The 20,149-nt window shown below is 41.5% G+C and carries 17 protein-coding genes, 1 tRNA gene and 1 pseudogene; 12 read left to right on the forward strand and 7 right to left on the reverse strand.

The window, feature by feature from the left end; all coding sequences use genetic code 11:
- Nucleotides 1-88: 88 nt before the first annotated feature.
- On the reverse strand, nucleotides 89-502 hold the full coding sequence (locus BDD30_RS08950; protein ID WP_015835829.1) for a fascin domain-containing protein: 414 nt from the start codon (nucleotides 500-502) through the stop codon (nucleotides 89-91).
- A 904-nt stretch (nucleotides 503-1,406) separates the two neighbouring features.
- On the opposite strand from BDD30_RS08950, the gene frdA reads away from it, so the two are divergent.
- The 4 genes from frdA to frdD are packed head-to-tail and all read left to right on the forward strand — an operon-like array spanning nucleotide 1,407 to nucleotide 4,708.
- A complete protein-coding gene (gene frdA / locus BDD30_RS08955; RefSeq protein ID WP_015835830.1) occupies nucleotides 1,407-3,203 on the forward strand; it encodes a fumarate reductase (quinol) flavoprotein subunit in 1,797 nt (598 codons plus the stop codon).
- On the forward strand, nucleotides 3,196-3,930 hold the full coding sequence (locus BDD30_RS08960; protein WP_015835831.1) for a succinate dehydrogenase/fumarate reductase iron-sulfur subunit: 735 nt from the start codon (nucleotides 3,196-3,198) through the stop codon (nucleotides 3,928-3,930). The genes frdA and BDD30_RS08960 overlap by 8 nt, the downstream gene beginning before the upstream one ends.
- A gap of 15 nt (nucleotides 3,931-3,945) precedes the next feature.
- Entirely contained in the window at nucleotides 3,946-4,338 is a 393-nt protein-coding gene (gene frdC, locus BDD30_RS08965) for a fumarate reductase subunit FrdC (RefSeq protein WP_015835832.1), read from the forward strand.
- A 16-nt stretch (nucleotides 4,339-4,354) separates the two neighbouring features.
- Nucleotides 4,355-4,708: a fumarate reductase subunit FrdD gene (gene frdD, locus BDD30_RS08970; protein ID WP_015835833.1), complete on the forward strand. Its 354-nt coding sequence runs from the start codon at nucleotides 4,355-4,357 to the stop codon at nucleotides 4,706-4,708.
- A gap of 132 nt (nucleotides 4,709-4,840) precedes the next feature.
- On the opposite strand, the gene sugE is transcribed toward frdD, so the two are convergent.
- Complete coding sequence (gene sugE, locus BDD30_RS08975) at nucleotides 4,841-5,155, reverse strand: quaternary ammonium compound efflux SMR transporter SugE (RefSeq protein ID WP_015835834.1); 315 nt, start codon at nucleotides 5,153-5,155, stop codon at nucleotides 4,841-4,843.
- A 241-nt stretch (nucleotides 5,156-5,396) separates the two neighbouring features.
- A complete protein-coding gene (gene efp / locus BDD30_RS08980; RefSeq protein WP_015835835.1) occupies nucleotides 5,397-5,963 on the reverse strand; it encodes an elongation factor P in 567 nt (188 codons plus the stop codon).
- A gap of 38 nt (nucleotides 5,964-6,001) precedes the next feature.
- Here efp and epmB point away from each other — a divergent pair, with 38 nt between their 5' ends.
- The gene (gene epmB / locus BDD30_RS08985; RefSeq protein WP_015835836.1) at nucleotides 6,002-7,030 is read left to right on the forward strand and encodes an EF-P beta-lysylation protein EpmB; all 1,029 of its coding nucleotides are present in this window, start codon (nucleotides 6,002-6,004) and stop codon (nucleotides 7,028-7,030) included.
- 60 nt (nucleotides 7,031-7,090) lie between these two features.
- Here the strand turns inward: epmB and BDD30_RS08990 are convergent, their stop codons facing one another.
- The 4 genes from BDD30_RS08990 to BDD30_RS09010 form a co-directional block, all read right to left on the reverse strand.
- On the reverse strand, nucleotides 7,091-7,432 hold the full coding sequence (locus BDD30_RS08990) for a DUF4156 domain-containing protein (RefSeq protein WP_015835837.1): 342 nt from the start codon (nucleotides 7,430-7,432) through the stop codon (nucleotides 7,091-7,093).
- Nucleotides 7,433-8,130: 698 nt separating this feature from the next.
- The gene (gene groL / locus BDD30_RS09000; RefSeq protein ID WP_015835838.1) at nucleotides 8,131-9,777 is read right to left on the reverse strand and encodes a chaperonin GroEL; all 1,647 of its coding nucleotides are present in this window, start codon (nucleotides 9,775-9,777) and stop codon (nucleotides 8,131-8,133) included.
- Nucleotides 9,778-9,841: 64 nt separating this feature from the next.
- On the reverse strand, nucleotides 9,842-10,135 hold the full coding sequence (locus tag BDD30_RS09005; RefSeq protein WP_015835839.1) for a co-chaperone GroES: 294 nt from the start codon (nucleotides 10,133-10,135) through the stop codon (nucleotides 9,842-9,844).
- A gap of 188 nt (nucleotides 10,136-10,323) precedes the next feature.
- Nucleotides 10,324-10,812 carry an FxsA family protein gene (locus tag BDD30_RS09010; RefSeq protein ID WP_015835840.1) on the reverse strand — a complete coding sequence of 163 codons (489 nt, stop codon included), beginning with the start codon at nucleotides 10,810-10,812 and terminating at the stop codon, nucleotides 10,324-10,326.
- 379 nt (nucleotides 10,813-11,191) lie between these two features.
- Here BDD30_RS09010 and aspA point away from each other — a divergent pair, with 379 nt between their 5' ends.
- The 7 genes and pseudogenes from aspA (at nucleotide 11,192) to BDD30_RS09055 (ending at nucleotide 20,127) form a co-directional block, all read left to right on the forward strand.
- On the forward strand, nucleotides 11,192-12,616 hold the full coding sequence (gene aspA / locus BDD30_RS09020; protein WP_015835842.1) for an aspartate ammonia-lyase: 1,425 nt from the start codon (nucleotides 11,192-11,194) through the stop codon (nucleotides 12,614-12,616).
- 1,059 nt (nucleotides 12,617-13,675) lie between these two features.
- Entirely contained in the window at nucleotides 13,676-14,977 is a 1,302-nt protein-coding gene (locus tag BDD30_RS09030) for an anaerobic C4-dicarboxylate transporter (RefSeq protein WP_015835843.1), read from the forward strand.
- A 181-nt stretch (nucleotides 14,978-15,158) separates the two neighbouring features.
- Nucleotides 15,159-16,886 (forward strand): protein-disulfide reductase DsbD, encoded by a 1,728-nt coding sequence (locus BDD30_RS09035; protein ID WP_015835844.1) that lies wholly within the window; start codon nucleotides 15,159-15,161, stop codon nucleotides 16,884-16,886.
- 16 nt (nucleotides 16,887-16,902) lie between these two features.
- Nucleotides 16,903-17,475, forward strand: a complete 573-nt coding sequence (gene dicD / locus BDD30_RS09040) for a division control transcriptional repressor DicD (RefSeq protein ID WP_015835845.1) — start codon at nucleotides 16,903-16,905, stop codon at nucleotides 17,473-17,475.
- A gap of 128 nt (nucleotides 17,476-17,603) precedes the next feature.
- A tRNA-Phe gene (locus BDD30_RS09045) sits at nucleotides 17,604-17,679 on the forward strand.
- Between the two features lie 604 nt (nucleotides 17,680-18,283).
- Nucleotides 18,284-18,952 (forward strand): annotated as a pseudogene (locus BDD30_RS09050) (IS1634 family transposase); the annotation flags it as partial.
- Nucleotides 18,953-19,518: 566 nt separating this feature from the next.
- A complete protein-coding gene (locus BDD30_RS09055; protein WP_015835848.1) occupies nucleotides 19,519-20,127 on the forward strand; it encodes a hypothetical protein in 609 nt (202 codons plus the stop codon).
- Nucleotides 20,128-20,149: the final 22 nt, after the last annotated feature.

The following is a 20,149-nucleotide window of genomic DNA, read 5'->3' on the forward strand; positions in this document are numbered from 1 at the left end:
TGAAATCATTAATAAAATTATTTCAAAAACAAAAAAGTGGCCAATTTTATTTGGCCACTAAAAAGATAATACCCGTAAATATCAATCTTTATTCAATCAGCGTTGTCACTTTAAAACGACAATATACGTCTAAACTAACCTTATCTGGTTTAATGTAATCAATACCGTTTTGCGTGATCCGACTTAGGTATTTTCCGTTATCTGCACGTAGCGCTATCACATTACATCCAACATCTTCTACCATAAATGTAGAAAAAATATCAATACTTGGTTTCACAGCTTCAATATAATCACCACCAGGTCGAGTTATCCGACTCAAATAGAGTCCATTATCCGCAAGAAGCGCTATCGTATTTAGGCTACGCTGTATTAATTTATACCTTGAGTAAATATCAATACCAGATTTAACCGCTTCAATGTAATTAATCCCATTCTGAGTTACTCGACTCAAATAGAGATTATTATCCGCCTGTAATGCAACTGTAATATTTGGCAATCCCATAACACTCTCCTATTAAAATAAATTTTAAACTCTTAACATAATTACATGGCGTTAATGATAAAGAATCATTTAAATATCAATTTTCATATGGCCGTAAAAATACCCCCTTGCTAAGCATAGATAACTAGTATTTAATGAAAAATATATATTTATATTCATCCTACCGCTTTAAGATCAATAATTATAGTAATTATCTTTCTGCTCATAACTTTTTAATATTAAATTAAGAATAATAATTAACATTCAATGAAAATAACCAGAAAAATATAATTAATAATTTTAATAACCATCCTGAATTAACTAATTTAAACAACTGACTATTTATTTTATATATTAAATCGCCAATTATATTATTCGAAAAAAATGAAAACACCACTTTAAAGTATTATTAAACTTTCATAGCATTAATCATAAAATCAATTAATATTCCTTCTCCAGGTTATCGTTCTACCACCTAATTCGAGATAACATAATCAATTAAAATATCTAAACAATTAATCCTTAAGATAAATGAAAGAAAAAGCGGCCAATTCTTGCCTTAGATCAATATATTAACCATCAAATCCAACAAAACACCGATTCATATCAAATTTCCCTCACTTACAATTTGCTATACTTAATTCCATACAAAAAAATAACAAATAGCTATCCTTAATCGTTAAGGCACGGATTTTATCCACGGAATCTCGCTATACCCAATAGATTTCGAGTTGCAGCGCGGCGGCAAGTGAACGAATCCCCGGGAGCATAGATAACTATGTGACTGGGGTGAGTGAAAGCAGCCAACAAAGCAGCAGCTTGAAAGATGAAGGGTATATATAAGAAACAATAACAACAACATTCAGGAATAGTGATAACCCTTTTGATAACTCACTAAATTTCACTTGAACAATGGAGAAGCACAGTGCAAACCTTTAATGCCGATCTCGCTATTATCGGAGCCGGGGGCGCAGGTCTACGTGCCGCAATTGCCGCGGCTGAGTCTAATCCTCAAATGAAGATTGCTTTGATCTCAAAAGTTTACCCAATGCGTAGCCACACTGTAGCCGCAGAAGGTGGATCAGCGGCAGTCACTCAAGCCCATGACTCCTACGACTTTCATTTCAATGACACCGTATCTGGCGGTGACTGGCTGTGTGAACAAGATGTTGTTGAGTACTTCGTCAAACATTGTCCGACAGAGATGATCCAACTGGAACAATGGGGCTGTCCATGGAGCCGTAAAGAAGATGGCTCTGTCAACGTGCGTCGCTTCGGTGGCATGAAGATAGAACGTACCTGGTTTGCGGCGGATAAAACTGGCTTCCATATGCTGCATACCCTATTCCAAACCTCGCTTAAATACCCACAAATCCAGCGTTTTGATGAACATTTTGTTCTCGATATCTTGGTAGATGAAGGACAGGCTCGTGGCTTAGTTGCACTAAATATGATGGAAGGTAGCAACATTCAGATCCGGACCAATGCCGTGATTATGGCAACCGGTGGTGCCGGTCGTGTATACCGTTACAATACTAACGGCGGTATCGTGACTGGTGATGGTATAGGGATGGCATTCCGCCATGGCGTACCATTGCGTGATATGGAGTTTGTTCAATATCATCCAACCGGCCTGCCCGGCTCCGGTATCCTGATGACAGAAGGCTGCCGTGGTGAAGGCGGAATTTTGGTCAACAAGGACGGTTATCGCTATCTACAGGATTATGGCCTCGGACCTGAAACGCCATTAGGCAAACCTGAAAATAAATATATGGAACTGGGTCCTCGTGACAAAGTTTCCCAAGCTTTTTGGCATGAATGGCGGGCCGGTCGCACAATTCCGACCCAACGTGGCGATGTGGTTTATTTGGATTTACGCCATCTCGGTGAGAAGAAACTACTTGAACGTCTACCCTTTATTTGTGAACTGGCAAAAGCGTATGTCGGTGTTGATCCGGTTAAAGACCCCATTCCGGTCCGCCCTACCGCACATTACACCATGGGCGGTATCGAAACTGACCAGAAGTGTGAAACCCGCATTAAAGGACTGTTTGCTGTTGGCGAATGTTCTTCTGTTGGTCTGCATGGTGCAAACCGCCTTGGTTCCAACTCTCTGGCTGAACTGGTAGTTTTTGGCCGTCTGGCGGGTGAAGAAGCTGTTAAACACGCTCAGCAAGTAACACCTGCTAACGATCGTGCACTGGATACCCAAGCACATGATGTCATAGCGCGTCTTAACAATCTGCTGAAACAACAAGGTACTGAAAGTTGGTCTAAGATCCGTGATGAAATGGGCCTTGCTATGGAGGAAGGCTGTGGGATCTACCGTACTCCTGAATTAATGCAGAAAACTGTTGATAAGATTGCCGAGCTAAAAGATCGCTTTAAACACGTTCAGATTACTGATAACACCAGTGTGTTCAACACTGATCTGCTGTACACCATTGAACTTGGTTTTGGTCTGGATGTCGCCGAATGCATGATTCACTCAGCAATCAACCGAAAAGAATCCCGTGGTGCGCATCAACGTCTGGATGAAGGTTGTACCGAACGTGATGATGAAAACTTCCTGAAACATACGCTGGCTTTCTATAAGCCTGACAGCGCACCTGACCTAAAATATAGCAACGTGAAAATTACCAAATCTACTCCAGCAAAACGCGTGTACGGCGGCGAAGCCGCAGCACAAGAGAAAGAGCATAAGGAGCAGGCGAATGGCTGATATGAAAACCCTGAGAATGGAGGTCATGCGCTATAACCCGGAAAGTGACCATGAACCCCATTTTATAACCTATGAAGTTCCTTATGATGAACAGACCTCCCTACTTGATGCGTTAGGTTATATTAAAGACAATTTGGCTCCCGATCTCTCTTACCGTTGGTCCTGCCGCATGGCTATCTGTGGTTCTTGCGGCATGATGGTTGAACGTGTGCCGAAACTGGCTTGTAAAACCTTCCTGCGTGATTACCCGCAAGGCATGAAAGTTGAAGCACTGGCTAACTTCCCTATTGAACGTGATTTGGTCGTTGATATGACTCACTTCATTGAAAGCCTGGAAGCGATCAAACCATACATTATCGGGAATGACCGCAAACCGTCTGAAGGCCCGAATATTCAGACTCCAGCACAGATGGCAAAATACCATCAGTTTTCCGGCTGTATTAACTGCGGTTTGTGCTATGCCGCTTGCCCTCAATTTGGCTTGAACCCTGAATTTATCGGCCCAGCTGCGATAACTCTGGCTCATCGTTACAACCTTGACAATCGTGACCACGGCAAGAAAGAGCGTATGACGCAACTTAACAGCCAAAATGGTGTATGGAGTTGTACTTTCGTTGGCTATTGTTCTGAAGTCTGTCCGAAACATGTCGATCCAGCTGCTGCAATTCAACAAGGCAAGATCGAAAGTGCTAAAGACTTCATGATCGCCATGCTGAAACCACAGTGAAGGGAGAAATATAGAATGACGACCAAACGTAAACCTTATGTTCGCGGCATGGCTCCCAACTGGTGGCAAAAACTGGGCTTCTACCGCTACTATATTCTCCGTGAAAGTACCGCTGTTACGACTGTATGGTTCAGTATCTTATTGATATACGGTGTATTCGCCCTGAAAGGTGGTACACAGAGCTGGGATGGATTTGTCTCGTTCCTGCAAAATCCCGTTATCCTGCTGATTAACATCATCACTCTGCTGGGCGCTTTACTGCATACCAAAACCTGGTTTGAACTGGCACCAAAGGCAGCTAACATCGTGATAAAAGGTGAAAAGATGGGGCCTGAACCGGTGATCAAACTGTTGTGGACAATTACCATTATCATCACCGCTATCATCTTAGGCATAGCCTTATTTTAATCCCAAGGAGGATCTGATGAATCAAAGACCTAAACGTTCCGATGAACCGATTTTCTGGGGATTATTTGGTGCTGGCGGTATGTGGGGAGCAATGGTAGCACCAGCCATTATTTTACTGGTAGCAATCCTTTTACCATTGGGAATAGCACCAGAAGCATTCAGTTATGAGCGAATTCTGATCTTCTGTCAGAGCTTCATTGGCCGTACTTTCTTATTGCTGATGATCATTCTGCCGCTATGGTGCGGGTTACACCGTATCCACCACGGTATGCATGACTTGAAAATTCATATTCCTGCGAGTAAATGGGTCTTTTACGGCATGGCAGCAATTCTGAGTGTTGTTGCTACTATCGGGGTTTTCACTCTGTAATCGAACAATAACGAGTTTAAAGGCCGATCAATCCGGCCTTTAACTTATCAGCACTTTTTCAAATCTATATATTTACGTTAAAAACCGCACTGCCAAAACCTAAACCTTTAGAGTGTAGCTCAACATTAAACATTAGCTGGTTAATTTCAAGCCAATAATCCCAGCAACAATCAGAACCAGGCTCAATACTTTGGCGATGCTCGCAGATTCACCCAACACGATGATACCAAAAATAGCAGTACCCACTGCGCCTATTCCAGTCCACACTGCATAAGCTGTACCTACAGGTAAACCTTTCATTGCATAAGCAAGCAGTCCCATACTAAGCGCTATAGCACTGACTGTCATAAGACTTGGTATTAAACGGGTGAAACCATGGGTGTATTTCAGACCTACCGCCCAAACGACTTCAAATAAACCAGCAATAACAAGAATAAACCAGGACATATCAACGCCCCATAAAGTTGCGGGGGTCGTCCCCAAGAAACGGCAGTATATTCAGGTCGTCCTGAATAACCATTAGAAATGAAAGCAGATTATAATCGCGTAAAATCACGGTATCAATAGCACGATATTACGGCGATTTAGAGGTATAAATAGCTTATTACCCTTACACACGGAAATTAAAGAAAAACCACAGCCTGTTGCCAAAACTGCGGTTTTTACTGAATACCGTTGCCTTCGGCGGTTATTTCACACGGGAAACGTATTCACCAGAGCGGGTATCTACTTTGATCACTTCGCCAATTTGTACGAACAGAGGTACTTTAACCACAGCACCCGTACTCAGGGTTGCTGGTTTGCCCCCCGTACCGGCAGTGTCTCCTTTTAGACCTGGATCAGTTTCAGTGATTTCCAATTCAACAAAGTTTGGTGGAGTCACAGAGATAGGCTGACCATTCCACAACGTCAGGATACATTCCGCTTGTTCAACTAACCATTTCGCATTCTCACCCACTGCTTTTTCATCAGCAGCTAACTGCTCAAAGGTTTCGTTGTTCATAAAGTGCCAAAATTCACCATCGTTATACAGATAAGTCAGGTTCATATCCATCACATCAGCAGATTCTACAGAGTCAGTAGATTTGAAGGTTTTTTCCAACAATTTACCGGAAATTAGCTTGCGGATACGAACACGCGCAAACGCCTGGCCTTTACCCGGCTTTACAAATTCACTCTCAAGAATAGCGCACGGCTCGCCATCTAACATGATTTTAAGACCTGAACGGAATTCATTGGTACTATAAGTAGCCATGGAGAACCTCTAATTTAAACAAATGGCTTAGCCAAAAAATGGCGCACATTATAACCCCAAAGATCCTCATCAGAGAAGACTGGTTGAAACAACTTACCGATGTTATTACTGATCCTGATGAATTATTACAATTATTATCTTTACATGAGCACCCGGAGTTAACCAAAGGGAGCAGTGCTCGTCGCTTGTTTCCACTGCGAGTACCCAGAGCTTTCGCTGCCCGTATGCGGGCAAGCGATCCTAATGATCCGCTATTACTACAGGTCATAACAGCACCAGAAGAGTTCAACATTGTACCCGGTTTTTCCGCCGACCCTTTGGATGAACAACGTAGTGTTGTTCCTGGCTTGTTACATAAATACCGTAACCGCGCACTATTGCTGGTTAAAGGAGGATGCGCGGTTAATTGCCGTTATTGCTTCCGCCGTCATTTCCCATATGAGGACAACAAAGGTAATAAACACAACTGGCAGCAAGCATTAAATTACATTCAGCAACACCCTGAGCTTGATGAGATCATCTTCTCAGGCGGCGATCCGCTAATGGCAAAAGATCACGAATTGGATTGGTTGATCAGCAACTTAGAACAGATTTCCCATATCAAACGACTACGCATCCACACCCGTTTACCGGTGGTTATTCCTGCTCGGATTACAACTACGCTTTGCAATCGGCTGGCCCAATCGAGATTACAGGTGATCATGGTGACGCACATCAATCATGAGAATGAGATCGACCAATCTTTACGAAACAGCATGATGTTACTAAAACACGCAGGTATCACGTTACTGAACCAAAGTGTGCTACTGCGTGGTGTCAATAATCATCCTGATATATTGGCTAATCTGAGCAATGCTCTATTTGATGCCGGAATCTTACCTTACTACATTCATGTACTGGACAAAGTGCAAGGTGCCGCTCACTTTATGGTAAGTGATGAGGAAGCCAGAGGAATTATCAGGGAATTGCTGACAAAAGTTTCCGGTTATCTGGTGCCACGTCTGGCAAGGGAAATCGGGGGAGAATCGAGTAAAACACCATTAGATTTGGAATTAAAGCAAAGCTAACCAAAGCTCATGCCCGGATACTTTTTTGCCGGGCATGTCTCATTCAAATTCTGAATGTCATCAATGACATTTATAAACCTGACCAACCATTTTGCTGTCTAGTGGAGCGAAGCTTGACAACAGACTTTCGCTTGGGCTGGTTACACCATAAATTACATTTCCGCCCATGTCTGCGGCTTTATTGCGTAAATCATTAGCTGCACCGCGCATTGAGCTACTTTCATTACTTACACCAATCCAGTTACTTTGAATGCCGGTCACTTCACCTAATAACTGGCATTCGTTGCCTGGCTTAGTATCAACAAAACGAACCTGTGAACCGCCGGAAGTTAATTGGTTAGTAGCTGAGCATCCTGCCAACAGTAACAATGCCGAAGCACTGAACAAAACTTTAATTCGCATATTTTTCCTCATTTATTGTTGGAAATTCGACAATTAGTCATCAATATACCTTGTTGTACACCAATATCGCAAAGTAAATAATTTATAAGGGAATCCTTACAGTGAAATATTGGACCAACCGCCGTCTGTATTTGGATGAGTTCAGAAGAAATAGAATAAAGTAGCTAAATAAATAACATGAAAAAGTTCAAGGTTGATGTTACAAAAACTACGCTTATTAAAAATAACGCAAAAGGTTTTATCAATTACAACCAATAAAATGAATAAAAAAATAATATTAGCACGACATAAAAATGTAATAATATACACCCTTCATCTTTCAAATTGCTGCTTTATTGGCTGCTTTCACTTGCCGCCGCGCTGCAACTCGAAATCTATTGGGTATACTATGATAATAACTGATGACTTTTTAGATAGTTAGCATAAGAATAATCTTGAATTAATAATCTATTACCTATATATCCGTAATAAATTATTATTTCCTTTTTTTGATTATCTGGTGGAAAAAACACAGAAACTCCAACGGAGGGAAATAAATATACCATATCTAGCATAAATAAAAATTCCGGAATATATCCATCAATCACCGCCCTAAATTTTGATTTATAAATCAAATATAAAAAAACGGGCAGATTACTCCGCCCGTCTGATATTCATATTCGCGCTATTGAGAGTTCAATACAGCGACTGAACGGCCATTACATCATGCCGCCCATTCCGCCCATGCCACCCATACCGCCTGCTGCACCTAAATCAGCTTTGTCATCTTTAGGCAGGTCAGTCACCATACATTCAGTGGTGATCATCAGCCCAGCAATAGAGGCTGCAAATTGCAGCGCAGAACGGGTCACTTTAGTTGGGTCCAGAATACCCATTGCGATCATATCGCCATACTGTTCAGTCGTCGCGTTATAACCGAAGTTACCTTCACCTGCTTTCACATTGTTTGCAACAACTGAAGGTTCTTCGCCTGAGTTGTCAACGATCTGACGTAAAGGTGCTTCCATTGCGCGCATTGCAACACGGATACCTACGTTTTGATCTTCGTTGTCACCTTTCAGACCAGCAATAGCAGCTGCAACACGAACCAGTGCAACACCACCACCAGCTACTACGCCTTCTTCTACTGCTGCGCGAGTTGCATGCAGGGCATCATCAACACGAGCGCGTTTTTCTTTCATTTCAACTTCTGTCGCAGCACCAACTTTGATAACAGCAACACCGCCAGCCAGTTTAGCTACGCGCTCTTGCAGTTTTTCACGATCATAATCAGAAGTGGATTCTTCGATCTGCTGGCGGATCTGAGAAACACGGCCAGAAATTGCAGTTTCTTCACCAACGCCATCAATGATAGTTGTAGTATCTTTGTTGATAACGATGCGTTTTGCCTGACCCAGATCTTCCAGAGTTGCTTTTTCCAGTTCCAGACCGATCTCTTCAGAGATAACAATACCGTTAGTCAGAACAGCGATATCCTGCAACATAGCTTTACGGCGGTCACCGAAGCCAGGAGCTTTAACCGCAGCAACTTTTACGATGCCACGCATGGTATTAACAACCAGAGTTGCCAGCGCTTCACCTTCAACATCTTCAGCAATAATCAGCAGAGGCTTGCTTGCTTTAGCAACACCTTCCAGAACTGGCAGCAGTTCGCGGATGTTGGAGATCTTTTTATCTACCAACAGAATAAATGGATTTTCTAACTCAACAGAACCGGTCTCTGGTTTGTTGATGAAATAAGGAGAAAGGTAGCCACGGTCGAACTGCATACCTTCAACGACATCCAGTTCATCTTCCAAGCCAGTACCTTCTTCAACGGTGATTACACCTTCTTTACCGACTTTGTCCATCGCTTCTGCAATCAACTTACCCACGGTTTCGTCGGAATTAGCAGAAATAGTGCCTACCTGAGCAATAGAGGTGGAATCTGAGCAAGGTACGGACAGTTTTTTCAATTCTTCAACTGCTGCAACCACAGCTTTATCAATACCACGTTTCAGATCCATTGGGTTCATGCCAGCGGCTACGGCTTTCAGACCTTCAGTAACAATAGATTGAGCCAATACAGTTGCTGTCGTTGTACCGTCACCCGCAGCATCATTCGCTTTAGAGGCAACTTCTTTCACCATCTGAGCGCCCATATTTTCGAACTTATCTTCCAGTTCAATTTCACGAGCAACTGAAACGCCATCTTTAGTGATTGTAGGAGCACCAAAAGATTTATCCAGAACAACGTTACGGCCTTTAGGTCCCAAGGTTACTTTTACTGCATCAGCAAGAATATTCACACCACGTAGCATCTTAACGCGAGCATCGCTACCAAATTTTACGTCTTTAGCTGCCATTATTTTCTTTCCTTTAAATTCGTTCAGTTAAGAAGATCTAAGCGCAACGCTTACGCTTCAACAATTACTCTTCAACAATTGCCAGAATGTCGCTTTCAGACATGATCAACACTTCTTCGTTATCGATCTTCTCTGACTTAACACCATAACCTTCGTTAAAAATAACGATATCTCCAACTTTCACACTCAGCGCTTTTACGTCGCCGCTTTCAAGGATGCGGCCATTGCCTACAGCCAAAACTTCACCACGGGTAGATTTACCCGCAGCAGCACCAGTCAGCACAATACCGCCAGCAGATTTTGATTCAACTTCTTTACGCTTGACGATTACACGATCATGCAATGGACGAATATTCATTGATAGCTCTCCTATAAGAAAGTCCATATCAGGTAAGAGGATTGATACCAGTATGCTTTCACTGAACCAGTATCATAATAGATTAAATGGGGACTTATTCATGACACTTCAAGGGCGGGTAAGAAAAATATTTTACTCTTTTCTTACCCGCAGAAAAAAACCACATCATTAGAAAAAATGCTCTCTTATCAATGAGGTTTATGCTCATCATCACTACGTTTATGGTCGTTCAACGTATGAGAGGGATCATCTTGCTTACGCTCGTATTCCCCTTCAAAGGTGTTACCGTCCTGTTTGAACCCATTTCTACTATGAGGACGATAGAAATTGATACGTGGCATCAATTTCATCACCAACATTTTCTGAACAGGTGGCAGTAACAACAGCAACCCAAGGAAGTCAGTAAAAAAACCTGGCAGTAGTAACAGGAAACCGGCCAATACAAGAGACACACTCTTTATCATTTCTGCCGCGGGGCTTTCTCCGGCAACCAATTTCTGCTGGAGTTGAATAAAGTTCTTTACTCCCTGATTACGTACCAACGAGATACCAACACAGGAAGTAAACAGTACCAGTAGCAGAGTTAACAACACCCCTAATTCAGAGGCGACACGCACAAATAAAGTTGACTCAATATAGACGAGCAAAAATATCAGGATAAATGGCAACCAACGCACTTGGTTCTCCTTCAATTGATTTGGCTGTAAAAGTTGTATCCTGAATAAATCATATCAACAAGATCCAAAGGGACAACCAAATTAGTATTTTTTCAGTTTATAGAGATTAATGATTGGGGCTACAGCTATCATTTTCAATCCTCTAAAGATCTGACTGATTAGGCATGCAATTGTGATAATCATCACATATATAGAATCATGTTCAGCAAATACCACTATAAAGTGATCCAGATTCAATGCATTTATTGCTAACCAGCATATCATCACGCCAGCAATCTGGTGATGAAGAACTCATATCACAACTATTGCTGTTGGCAACATAATTATTTAATAAACCCATAATTAGACAGTAAAAACGTAATCTAATAAGAAGGTTCTCATGTCAAACCACATTCGTATCGAAGAAGACCTGTTAGGTAAACGAGAAGTCCCTGCTGAAGCCTATTACGGTATTCATACCTTACGTGCGATTGAAAACTTCTACATCAGTAATAACACCATTAACGATGTACCAGAATTTATCCGTGGCATGGTGATGGTAAAAAAAGCGGCGGCTCTGGCGAACAAAGAATTGCAAACCATCCCCAAAAAAATTGCAGATATCATTATCAAAGCATGTGATGAAGTGCTCAATGAAGGGAAATGCATGGACCAATTCCCGGTTGATGTATTTCAGGGCGGTGCCGGTACTTCACTCAATATGAATACTAACGAAGTTCTGGCGAATATCGGTCTGGAATTATTAGGTCATCAAAAAGGTGAATATGAATACCTCAACCCAAACGACCATCTGAATAAAAGTCAGTCAACTAACGACGCCTATCCAACCGGTTTTCGTATCGCCGTTTATAACTCTATCCTGAAACTCATTGAGTCTCTTGAACTGCTCATCGCTGGCTTCGATAAAAAAGCCAAAGAATTTGATGACATCCTGAAAATGGGTCGTACCCAGTTACAGGATGCTGTACCCATGACACTGGGACAAGAATTCAACGCATTCTCCATCCTGCTGAAAGAAGAAGTTAAAAACCTGAGCCGGACTTCTCAACTGTTATTGGAAGTTAACCTTGGTGCTACCGCTATCGGTACTGGTCTTAACACTGCACCAGGCTATCAGAAATTGGCCGTTGAAAAACTGGCTGAAGTCTCCGGTCTACCTTGCATACCGGCGGAAGATCTGATTGAAGCAACCTCTGACTGTGGTGCTTATGTTATGGTTCACGGCGCTCTGAAGCGTCTGGCGGTTAAACTGTCTAAAATCTGTAATGACCTACGCTTGCTCTCTTCCGGCCCTCGTGCCGGCCTGAACGAGATCAACCTGCCAGAATTGCAGGCAGGTTCTTCTATCATGCCAGCAAAAGTTAACCCGGTTATTCCAGAAGTTGTAAACCAAGTTTGCTTCAAAGTTATTGGTAATGATATTTGTGTCACTATGGCATCTGAAGCAGGCCAGTTACAGTTAAACGTTATGGAACCTGCTATTGGTCAGGCTATGTTTGAATCTATCTCTCTGCTAAGCAATGCTTGCCGTAATCTGGTAGAAAAATGCGTTAGTGGTATCACTGCCAACAAAGAAGTTTGCGAAAGCTTCGTGTTCAACTCGATCGGTATCGTCACTTATCTGAACCCATTTATTGGTCACCACAATGGTGACATTGTCGGCAAGATCTGTGCTGAAACCGGTAAGAGTGTCCGTGACGTCGTGCTAGAACGTGGTTTACTGACCGAAACTGAGTTAGATGACATCTTCTCTGTAGAGAACCTGAAACACCCTGCTTATAAAGCAAAACGTTTTGACGATTAATTTGTTGAATATTACAAAAAAATAGTTCTTAGCAATAAGGCACGCAACTCCAACTGGATAGCGTGCCTTTTTACTTCACGGCGGGAGTGAGGCATAACTTTATTTAATTATGAAAAAGATATCTTATTTTCATTACCAATAATAATTATTTTTTAAATCAATTTACTTTTTTATTTTTCTGACTAGTCAGAATATTATTACGACAAAATTTCATGGAAAATAAGACAAGTCTGAAAATTCATTTTAATTAAAATATCTATTTTATATACCCAATAGATTTCGAGTTGCAGCGCGACGGCAAGTGAACGAATCCCCAGGAGCATAGATAACTATGTGACTGGGGTGAGTGAAAGCAACCAACAAAGCAGCAACTTGAAGGATGAAGGGTATAGTTATCTTTAATAATTTAAGATGCGTACATGGTAGAGGTGAGGTAAATCGCAAACAATCTAAATGTCCATCCCGAAAAAACAGCGCTTTCAGTGAAGTTAAGCACAACGCTTGCTATTATTACTGTGCCCCTTGCAATAGTTATGATTAGCCAGAAAACATAAAAATCACTGATAATAACAATATTACTGATATAATGACTGATAATGACTCAAATTTATTGATAATGATAGATGGCCAAATACCAGCCAATAATATTGGCGTAAATTTCTTCTAATTTTGAAAAAGTAAATCATTCTGTAAAGCCATTTTAGGTACTTTCATAAATTCATATTATATCGTGCAATTCATTGTGGTATTTCTATAATAATGGTACTAATTTATTGGAATATTTGCGTTAAGACTGGTAAAAATGCAAGAAAAATTGTGTTAGAACATAGTTTACTAAGTGAAGCTCGGTTAGATTATATCTTTCCAGTAGAAAATCTGAAGCAATTAGCGTATAAAGCGAAACGTTTTTATGACTCATAAAATATTCATAATAATAAATAGGTCTTAATAATTAAGGCACGCAACTCCAACTGGATAGCGTGCCTTTTTACTTCCCTACATACACAAAGTATTAACCTAAAATTTTCAAATTTTTAATTATTTTAAGGAGTAAATATTATGTTAGCCGTAGAATTGATTATCGTTCTGCTGGCCATCTTCCTTGGTGCAAAATTAGGGGGGATCGGCATTGGGTTTGCCGGTGGCCTTGGCGTTCTCGTACTATCAGCAATGGGTGTTACACCAGGGCATATTCCATTTGATGTTATTTCCATCATTATGGCAGTTATCGCCGCTATCTCTGCAATGCAAGTTGCTGGTGGTCTGGATTATTTGGTTCAACAAACAGAAAAACTTTTACGCAAAAATCCAAAGTACATCACGATCCTTGCCCCCATTGTTACCTATTTCCTAACGCTGTTTGCAGGTACAGGTAATATCTCTCTGTCAGCGCTGCCTGTTATTGCTGAAGTTGCAAAAGAGCAAGGCATCAAACCATGCCGCCCACTTTCCACCGCAGTTGTAGCAGCCCAAATTGGTATTACCGCCTCGCCTATCTCTGCGGCAGTCGTTTATATGTCTTCCCTGATGGAAGGCCACGGCGTCAGCTATATCCACCTGCTGATGGTTCTGTTGCCATCGACTTTTGCGGCTATCGTTCTGATGTCCTTTATTATCTCCTGGGTATTTAATTCCAAACTATCTGACGACCCTGTTTATCTAAAACGTCTGGCAGAAAACCTGGTGACTCTGCGCGGCAGCAAACAGATTGAAGTTAAACCAAGAGCCAAAGCTTCTGTTCTGCTGTTCCTGTCAGGCGTTATTAGTGTTGTTATTTACGCTATCGTCAACAGCCCAAGTATCGGTCTGGTTGAAACACCACTGATGAGCACCACCAGCGCCATTCTGATTATCATGCTGAGTGTAGCAACTATCACTACTATGTTTTGTTCAGTTGATACTGATGCCATTCTCAATTCCAGCACTTTTAAAGCAGGTATGAGTGCATGTATCTGTATTCTAGGTGTTGCATGGCTAGGCGATACTTTCGTACAAGCAAATATTGATTGGATTAAAGACACCGCTGGCGGCTTAATCCAATCTCAGCCTTGGTTACTGGCCGTCATCTTCTTCTTCTGTTCTGCCCTGCTCTATTCCCAAGCCGCAACAGCAAAAGCACTGATGCCGATGGCGCTGGCTCTGAACGTCACGCCATTGACAGCAATTGCTTCTTTCTCTGCGGTCTCCGGATTGTTTATTTTGCCTACTTATCCAACGTTGGTTGCCGCAGTTCAGATGGATGACACCGGAACTACTCGTATTGGCCGTTTCGTATTTAACCATCCGTTCTTTATCCCTGGCACCATTGGAGTTACTTTGGCGGTTGCCTTCGGCTTCTTGTTCGGCGGTATAATCCTCTAATTCTGCCAACAACAGCTCAATTCAGGGGCGTATACCGTCCCTGAACTTTCCCGCAATCAAGGATAGGTTTTTTCTGCAAGTCTTTAATTATTGTTTCAATCTTAACCAGAACACTTTCTGGGCTGGCAGTCATCAGCTATAGTGCTAAATCCGTTTCATTTCATTAACGATCGTTACCTTTATGATTAAACATACTTTGATGCTGTTTTTGCTATTTTTCAGTTCTCTCTTTACCCCATTGGCAGCCAATGCGTTGTTTGAACCACCGGGGCAAAACCTGTATTTACCCGCAGATCAAGCCTTCATGTTTGATTTTCAGCAAAAAGGCGACCAACTAACATTAAACTGGCAAATCAAACCGGGCTATTACCTTTACCGCAAACAATTTCGTATCGAGCCACAACAAGCCACACTAGGTAAAATCGCGTTGCCACAGGGTACAGCTCATCAGGACGAATTCTTTGGCGAAACCGAAGTTTATTTCCAGCAACTTGCCATCAATGTTCCTATTACAGAAGCAAGTGATAAATCCAATATTGTTGTCACTTATCAGGGCTGCGCAGCAGCGGGATACTGCTATCCACCTGAAACCCGTCTTGTTCCATTGAATGCCGTTATCCCATCAAAAACAACCAACGTAATCCAAACTGAGCCCGTTCGGAAAACACTAGAAAGCACATCAAATGATCAACAAAATTTACCTTTTTCACCACTTTGGGCAATTTTGATTGGTATCGGTATCGCCTTTACACCTTGTGTACTGCCAATGTACCCGTTGATCTCCAGCATTATTCTTGGCAGCCAACGCCCTAAAAACCTGAAACAGATCTTTTGGTTAGCACTAAGCTACGTTCAAGGAATGGCACTCACTTACACCTTACTTGGGTTGATTGTAGCGGCAGCGGGTCTACAGTTTCAGGCTGCACTGCAACATCCGTATGTACTAATCGGTTTGTCAGTATTGTTTATGCTGCTAGCACTATCGATGTTCGGCTTTTATTCTCTGCAACTACCTTCCTCTGTTCAAACCCGCCTGGTCAACTGGAGTAACCAGCAAACAAGCGGCTCATTCTTCGGCGTCTTCGCAATGGGTGCGCTAGCAGGATTAATTTGTTCTCCTTGTACGACAGCACCTTTAAGTGCCATTCTGCTCTACATTGCGCAAAGTGGTAATACAGTGGCAGGTGGCATAACCCTTTATCTCTATGCTTTGGGAATGGGATTACCATTGATTGCTGTCACTATGTTTGGTCATAAACTCCTGCCACGCGGTGGTCCTTGGATGCAGTATGTCAAAGAAGCTTTTGGCTTCATTATTCTTGCACTACCTGTTTTCCTATTGGAAAGAATTGTCGGGGACACATGGGGAATACGGTTATGGAGCTTGCTGGCGGTTAGCTTCCTGGGATGGGGATTTACTCTGACACTCAGAAGTCAAAATGGCTGGATGAGAGTCATGCAACTGATATTATTAGTTCTAATGTTGATAGCAACCCGCCCATTACAAGATGGGTTTTGGGGGACATCAATTACACAGCAGCCGCAACACAGCCTCAATTTCCGCCAGATAAATAGCTGGCAAGAATTAGAACAGGTAATAGCACAAAATAGCCACAAAACCGTTATGCTTGATTTTTATGCTGATTGGTGTGTCGCCTGTAAGGAGTTTGAAAAATATACTTTCAGCGATCCTCTGGTTCAATCACAACTACGTGATACCCTGCTATTACAGGCTAATGTCACTCATAACAGCCCGCAACAAAAACAGCTATTGGAAACATTCAGTGTACGAGGATTACCAACTATTCTATTTTTTGATTCTCAGGGAAAAGAGATCCCCGATTCACGGATAAACGGTTTTATGAATGCGACCCGCTTTACTGAGCATTTGCAGCATCTACAAAAATGATCTGGAGGAGAACACCGTGCAACGAGAACAAGTTCTTAGCCATGCCTTAAATTTGCTGGAGCAACATGGCTTATCTGCGACCACTGAAATGCTTCTTGGTTCACTTAACATGGATATGGAGTATCTACAGCAGTTCTGGCCCAATCGGGAAGCACTGATTTATGACTGTCTACGTTATCACGGCCAACAAATCGAAGTTTGGCAACGACAAATGTTGTTAGATGAAATTCTGACGCCAGAGCAAAAACTGCTAGCTCGTTACACAACACTTGATGGAAAAGTAAGAGAGAAACGCTATCCGGGTTGTTTATTTATCGCAGCCTGTAGTGCATTCCCTGAACCTGACCACCCTATTCATCAATTAGCTGAATTGCAAAAACAAAGTTCTTTCCGATACACCACCGAGCTACTGTGTCAGCTGGATATCGAAGATTGCGAACAAGTTGCCAAACAAATGGAACTCATTCTGGAAGGTTGCCTGAGTAAGCTATTGGTCAAACGAGATATTAATGATATCGCTACAGCAAAGCTGCTGGCAGAAGATGTTTTGAATATTGCCCAATGCCGCAGAAATGGCGCATTAAGTTAATAAAAATCAGCCTAAGATGAATAACCACACAAACATGGGGCAAAAAGCAAGCAATTAACCGACTTTTATCATTTTTTATCAGAAAGACATTGACGACTTAGGCTGAATACGGTTTAATGCGCCCCGTTGCCCGGATAGCTCAGTCGGTAGAGCAGAGGATTGAAAATCCTCGTGTCGGTGGTTCGATTCCGCCTCCGGGCACCAATTCAAAACGTGTTAGTTGAGAGATAAAAATTCCGACGAGCACTCAATACAGAAGCCAAATGCATCATTGCAGTTGAGAAGCCTTATTTATCTTACATTAAGATGCCACTTCTTTATCCCAGCGGAATACTTATAAGCCTCACCGCAAGCCGCCAAGGCAATCAAAACAAGAATTAATTTAATATCTTATTATTTATCAACCTACCAGATATCTGTGCTCGAACAACCTGCCTCTTGATGAATTTTCCTGATATATCAAAAACAACCCTTGGGTATTTGCATAAGTTCAAAAAAATTTCTTACCTTGTAACAAGGAATTTATGTCCCAGTCATCCACACACATTTGTAAATTCCGGTCAGCTGCTTCCATTTAAATTAACTCGCAAATACTGGAAAGGCAAGGAGCAATAACTTAACCCAGAACAAGAAAGGAGCCAAATCTACATATGGAATAAACTCCTATTGTGATAGATTCTTATGATGAGAGATAAAGATTTTTAAAGCCGTCATTCCGCACCTCATTCCTGATTTAAAAATAGTGTGATCTTACGCACGCTTTATATCTTTGTAGCGCCAATAAGATTGACGGCGATCGCGCATTTTGTTTGAAAAATTGTGCAAAAAAGCGTTTGCCTGCAAGGAAGATGCGTTACATGCCCTGCGTGATTTTGAATCCGTCTGCCAGTTTCTCGCTGTTGACGCTCCGGAGGCGAAGGAAATCGTGACTTATCAGGGGCGTGGACGTCCGGCGAAAGATCAACGCGCTCAGATTCATTATCAGCTATCGGGCCGGGCTTACAGCCAGCTGGATAAAGCTGCCGATGCCAGACTCCAGGTGGGGATGTTTATTCTCGCCACCAACGACATGGACGAGGAAGCCCTTGATATGGAAACTTTGCTGGCTAATTACAAAGCCCAGCAAAAGGTTGAGCGGGGCTTCCGGTTTCTGAAAAGCCCGGAGTTCCTGACCGCTTCCCTGTATCTGAAAAAACCGGAACGCATCGAAGCTTTATTGATGGTGATGACATGCAGTTTAATGGTTTATGCTGCGCTGGAGCATAAAATTCGCAGCGGATTGAAACAAAATGCGGCATTTTACCCGGATATGAAAAACCGGCAGACACAATCGCCCACCGCCCGTTGGGTATTTTTAACCTTTGAAGGGATTAATACCTTCGAATTTCAAGAGCATCGGAGGGTAACGGGTATACAACCGTACCAAAGTGACCTGTTGAAAATATTGGGTCAATGGTATGAGTCTTTTTATTCCTGAATTGGGTGCGGAATGTCGGATATAACGATTATAATTTCAATTTAACTATTTACTTTATATAATAATTATAAATTTTTTATTTAATTTTAACGCAAAAAATCTGGCGTAAATAATATATACCGGATTGTCATATCAAGGTTAAATTAATCAAGACTCCTAACTATACCCGTCATCTTTCAAGTTGCCTCTTTGTTGGCTGCACTCACTCACCCCGGTCACATAGTTATCTATGCTCCCGGGGATTCGCTCCCTTGCCGTCGCGATGCATCTTGAAATCCATAGGATATATATTAGTACTCCACCCGTACTTCATTTTTTCAACAGAAGAGACTCTCATAGAAAAGTTTAATTCATGTGATTTCTCAGTGTCGTGAGCATCAAGGAAAAGTATCTACAGCTGTAATACTAGTCTGAATCTACTGACTTTCGGAATTACTGTTCTTAAATGGAACAGAAATTATCTTATGAAGCTATTAATATAATAAATATATCACAAAAATAACAATTCCAAAAAATCATAAAATCGTTATTATACGACGACCAATTAAACAACGAGATAATTTAAAATGTCTGCGAAATATATAATCATCACACGCTTTCCATTAAAAGAACACACTGACATTAATAACTTCAATACATTGAAGAATAAAAACAATAAAAAATATTTTATTTCAGACGAACCTGGAATTAATGAATTATTAGAACTTCGTTCTTTTTCATCTATTGATAAAATAAGCGAAAGTGAAAAAGAATTAGAATCGGCATTTCAGAGTTTTTCTTCAATATTGAAAGGAGATATTCGCCGTGAATTGTTAAAATTTGTTGAAGCGCCAATTGACTCGGAAGATGAACTTCCTGTTACAGAGTATATTCAACTTCGCCATGTAGAAGTACCGGCAGAAAATTATAAAGAATACCGTCAATGGCGTGAAGAGACAATCTTTAATGTAGTGCGGGAAAATAAAGAAAAGATTACCAGTTTTGAGGCCTACCATTCTCTGATTAGTGGTCAACCTGGTGTTATGTTTATTTCAGCATTTAATGTAGATAAAGAAAGCTATTTAGAAGTGTTTACCAATGAACGTTATCTGAACATTATCCAGCAAGCTGGGGATAACTACATTACAGGTGGAAATGGTGGTCTTTATACCCGTATTTATCGTTCTATTTCTTGATGTTTTAAAATCTGGTAGAGAA

The organism is Photorhabdus asymbiotica (assembly GCF_003634575.1).
GTDB lineage: Bacteria > Pseudomonadota > Gammaproteobacteria > Enterobacterales > Enterobacteriaceae > Photorhabdus > Photorhabdus asymbiotica.

What these genes read in the sequence shown, in the direction of transcription:
- efp (WP_015835835.1), bottom strand. Translation starts at nt 5,963, where the DNA reads ATGGCTACTTATAGTACCAATGAATTCCGTTCAGGTCTTAAAATCATG.
- epmB (WP_015835836.1), top strand. Translation starts at nt 6,002, where the DNA reads ATGGCGCACATTATAACCCCAAAGATCCTCATCAGAGAAGACTGGTTG.
- BDD30_RS09030 (WP_015835843.1), top strand. Translation starts at nt 13,676, where the DNA reads ATGTTAGCCGTAGAATTGATTATCGTTCTGCTGGCCATCTTCCTTGGT.
- BDD30_RS08990 (WP_015835837.1), bottom strand. Translation starts at nt 7,432, where the DNA reads ATGCGAATTAAAGTTTTGTTCAGTGCTTCGGCATTGTTACTGTTGGCA.
- frdD (WP_015835833.1), top strand. Translation starts at nt 4,355, where the DNA reads ATGAATCAAAGACCTAAACGTTCCGATGAACCGATTTTCTGGGGATTA.
- groL (WP_015835838.1), bottom strand. Translation starts at nt 9,777, where the DNA reads ATGGCAGCTAAAGACGTAAAATTTGGTAGCGATGCTCGCGTTAAGATG.
- aspA (WP_015835842.1), top strand. Translation starts at nt 11,192, where the DNA reads ATGTCAAACCACATTCGTATCGAAGAAGACCTGTTAGGTAAACGAGAA.
- BDD30_RS09005 (WP_015835839.1), bottom strand. Translation starts at nt 10,135, where the DNA reads ATGAATATTCGTCCATTGCATGATCGTGTAATCGTCAAGCGTAAAGAA.
- BDD30_RS08950 (WP_015835829.1), bottom strand. Translation starts at nt 502, where the DNA reads ATGGGATTGCCAAATATTACAGTTGCATTACAGGCGGATAATAATCTC.
- BDD30_RS09055 (WP_015835848.1), top strand. Translation starts at nt 19,519, where the DNA reads ATGTCTGCGAAATATATAATCATCACACGCTTTCCATTAAAAGAACAC.
- BDD30_RS08960 (WP_015835831.1), top strand. Translation starts at nt 3,196, where the DNA reads ATGGCTGATATGAAAACCCTGAGAATGGAGGTCATGCGCTATAACCCG.
- sugE (WP_015835834.1), bottom strand. Translation starts at nt 5,155, where the DNA reads ATGTCCTGGTTTATTCTTGTTATTGCTGGTTTATTTGAAGTCGTTTGG.
- frdC (WP_015835832.1), top strand. Translation starts at nt 3,946, where the DNA reads ATGACGACCAAACGTAAACCTTATGTTCGCGGCATGGCTCCCAACTGG.
- BDD30_RS09035 (WP_015835844.1), top strand. Translation starts at nt 15,159, where the DNA reads ATGATTAAACATACTTTGATGCTGTTTTTGCTATTTTTCAGTTCTCTC.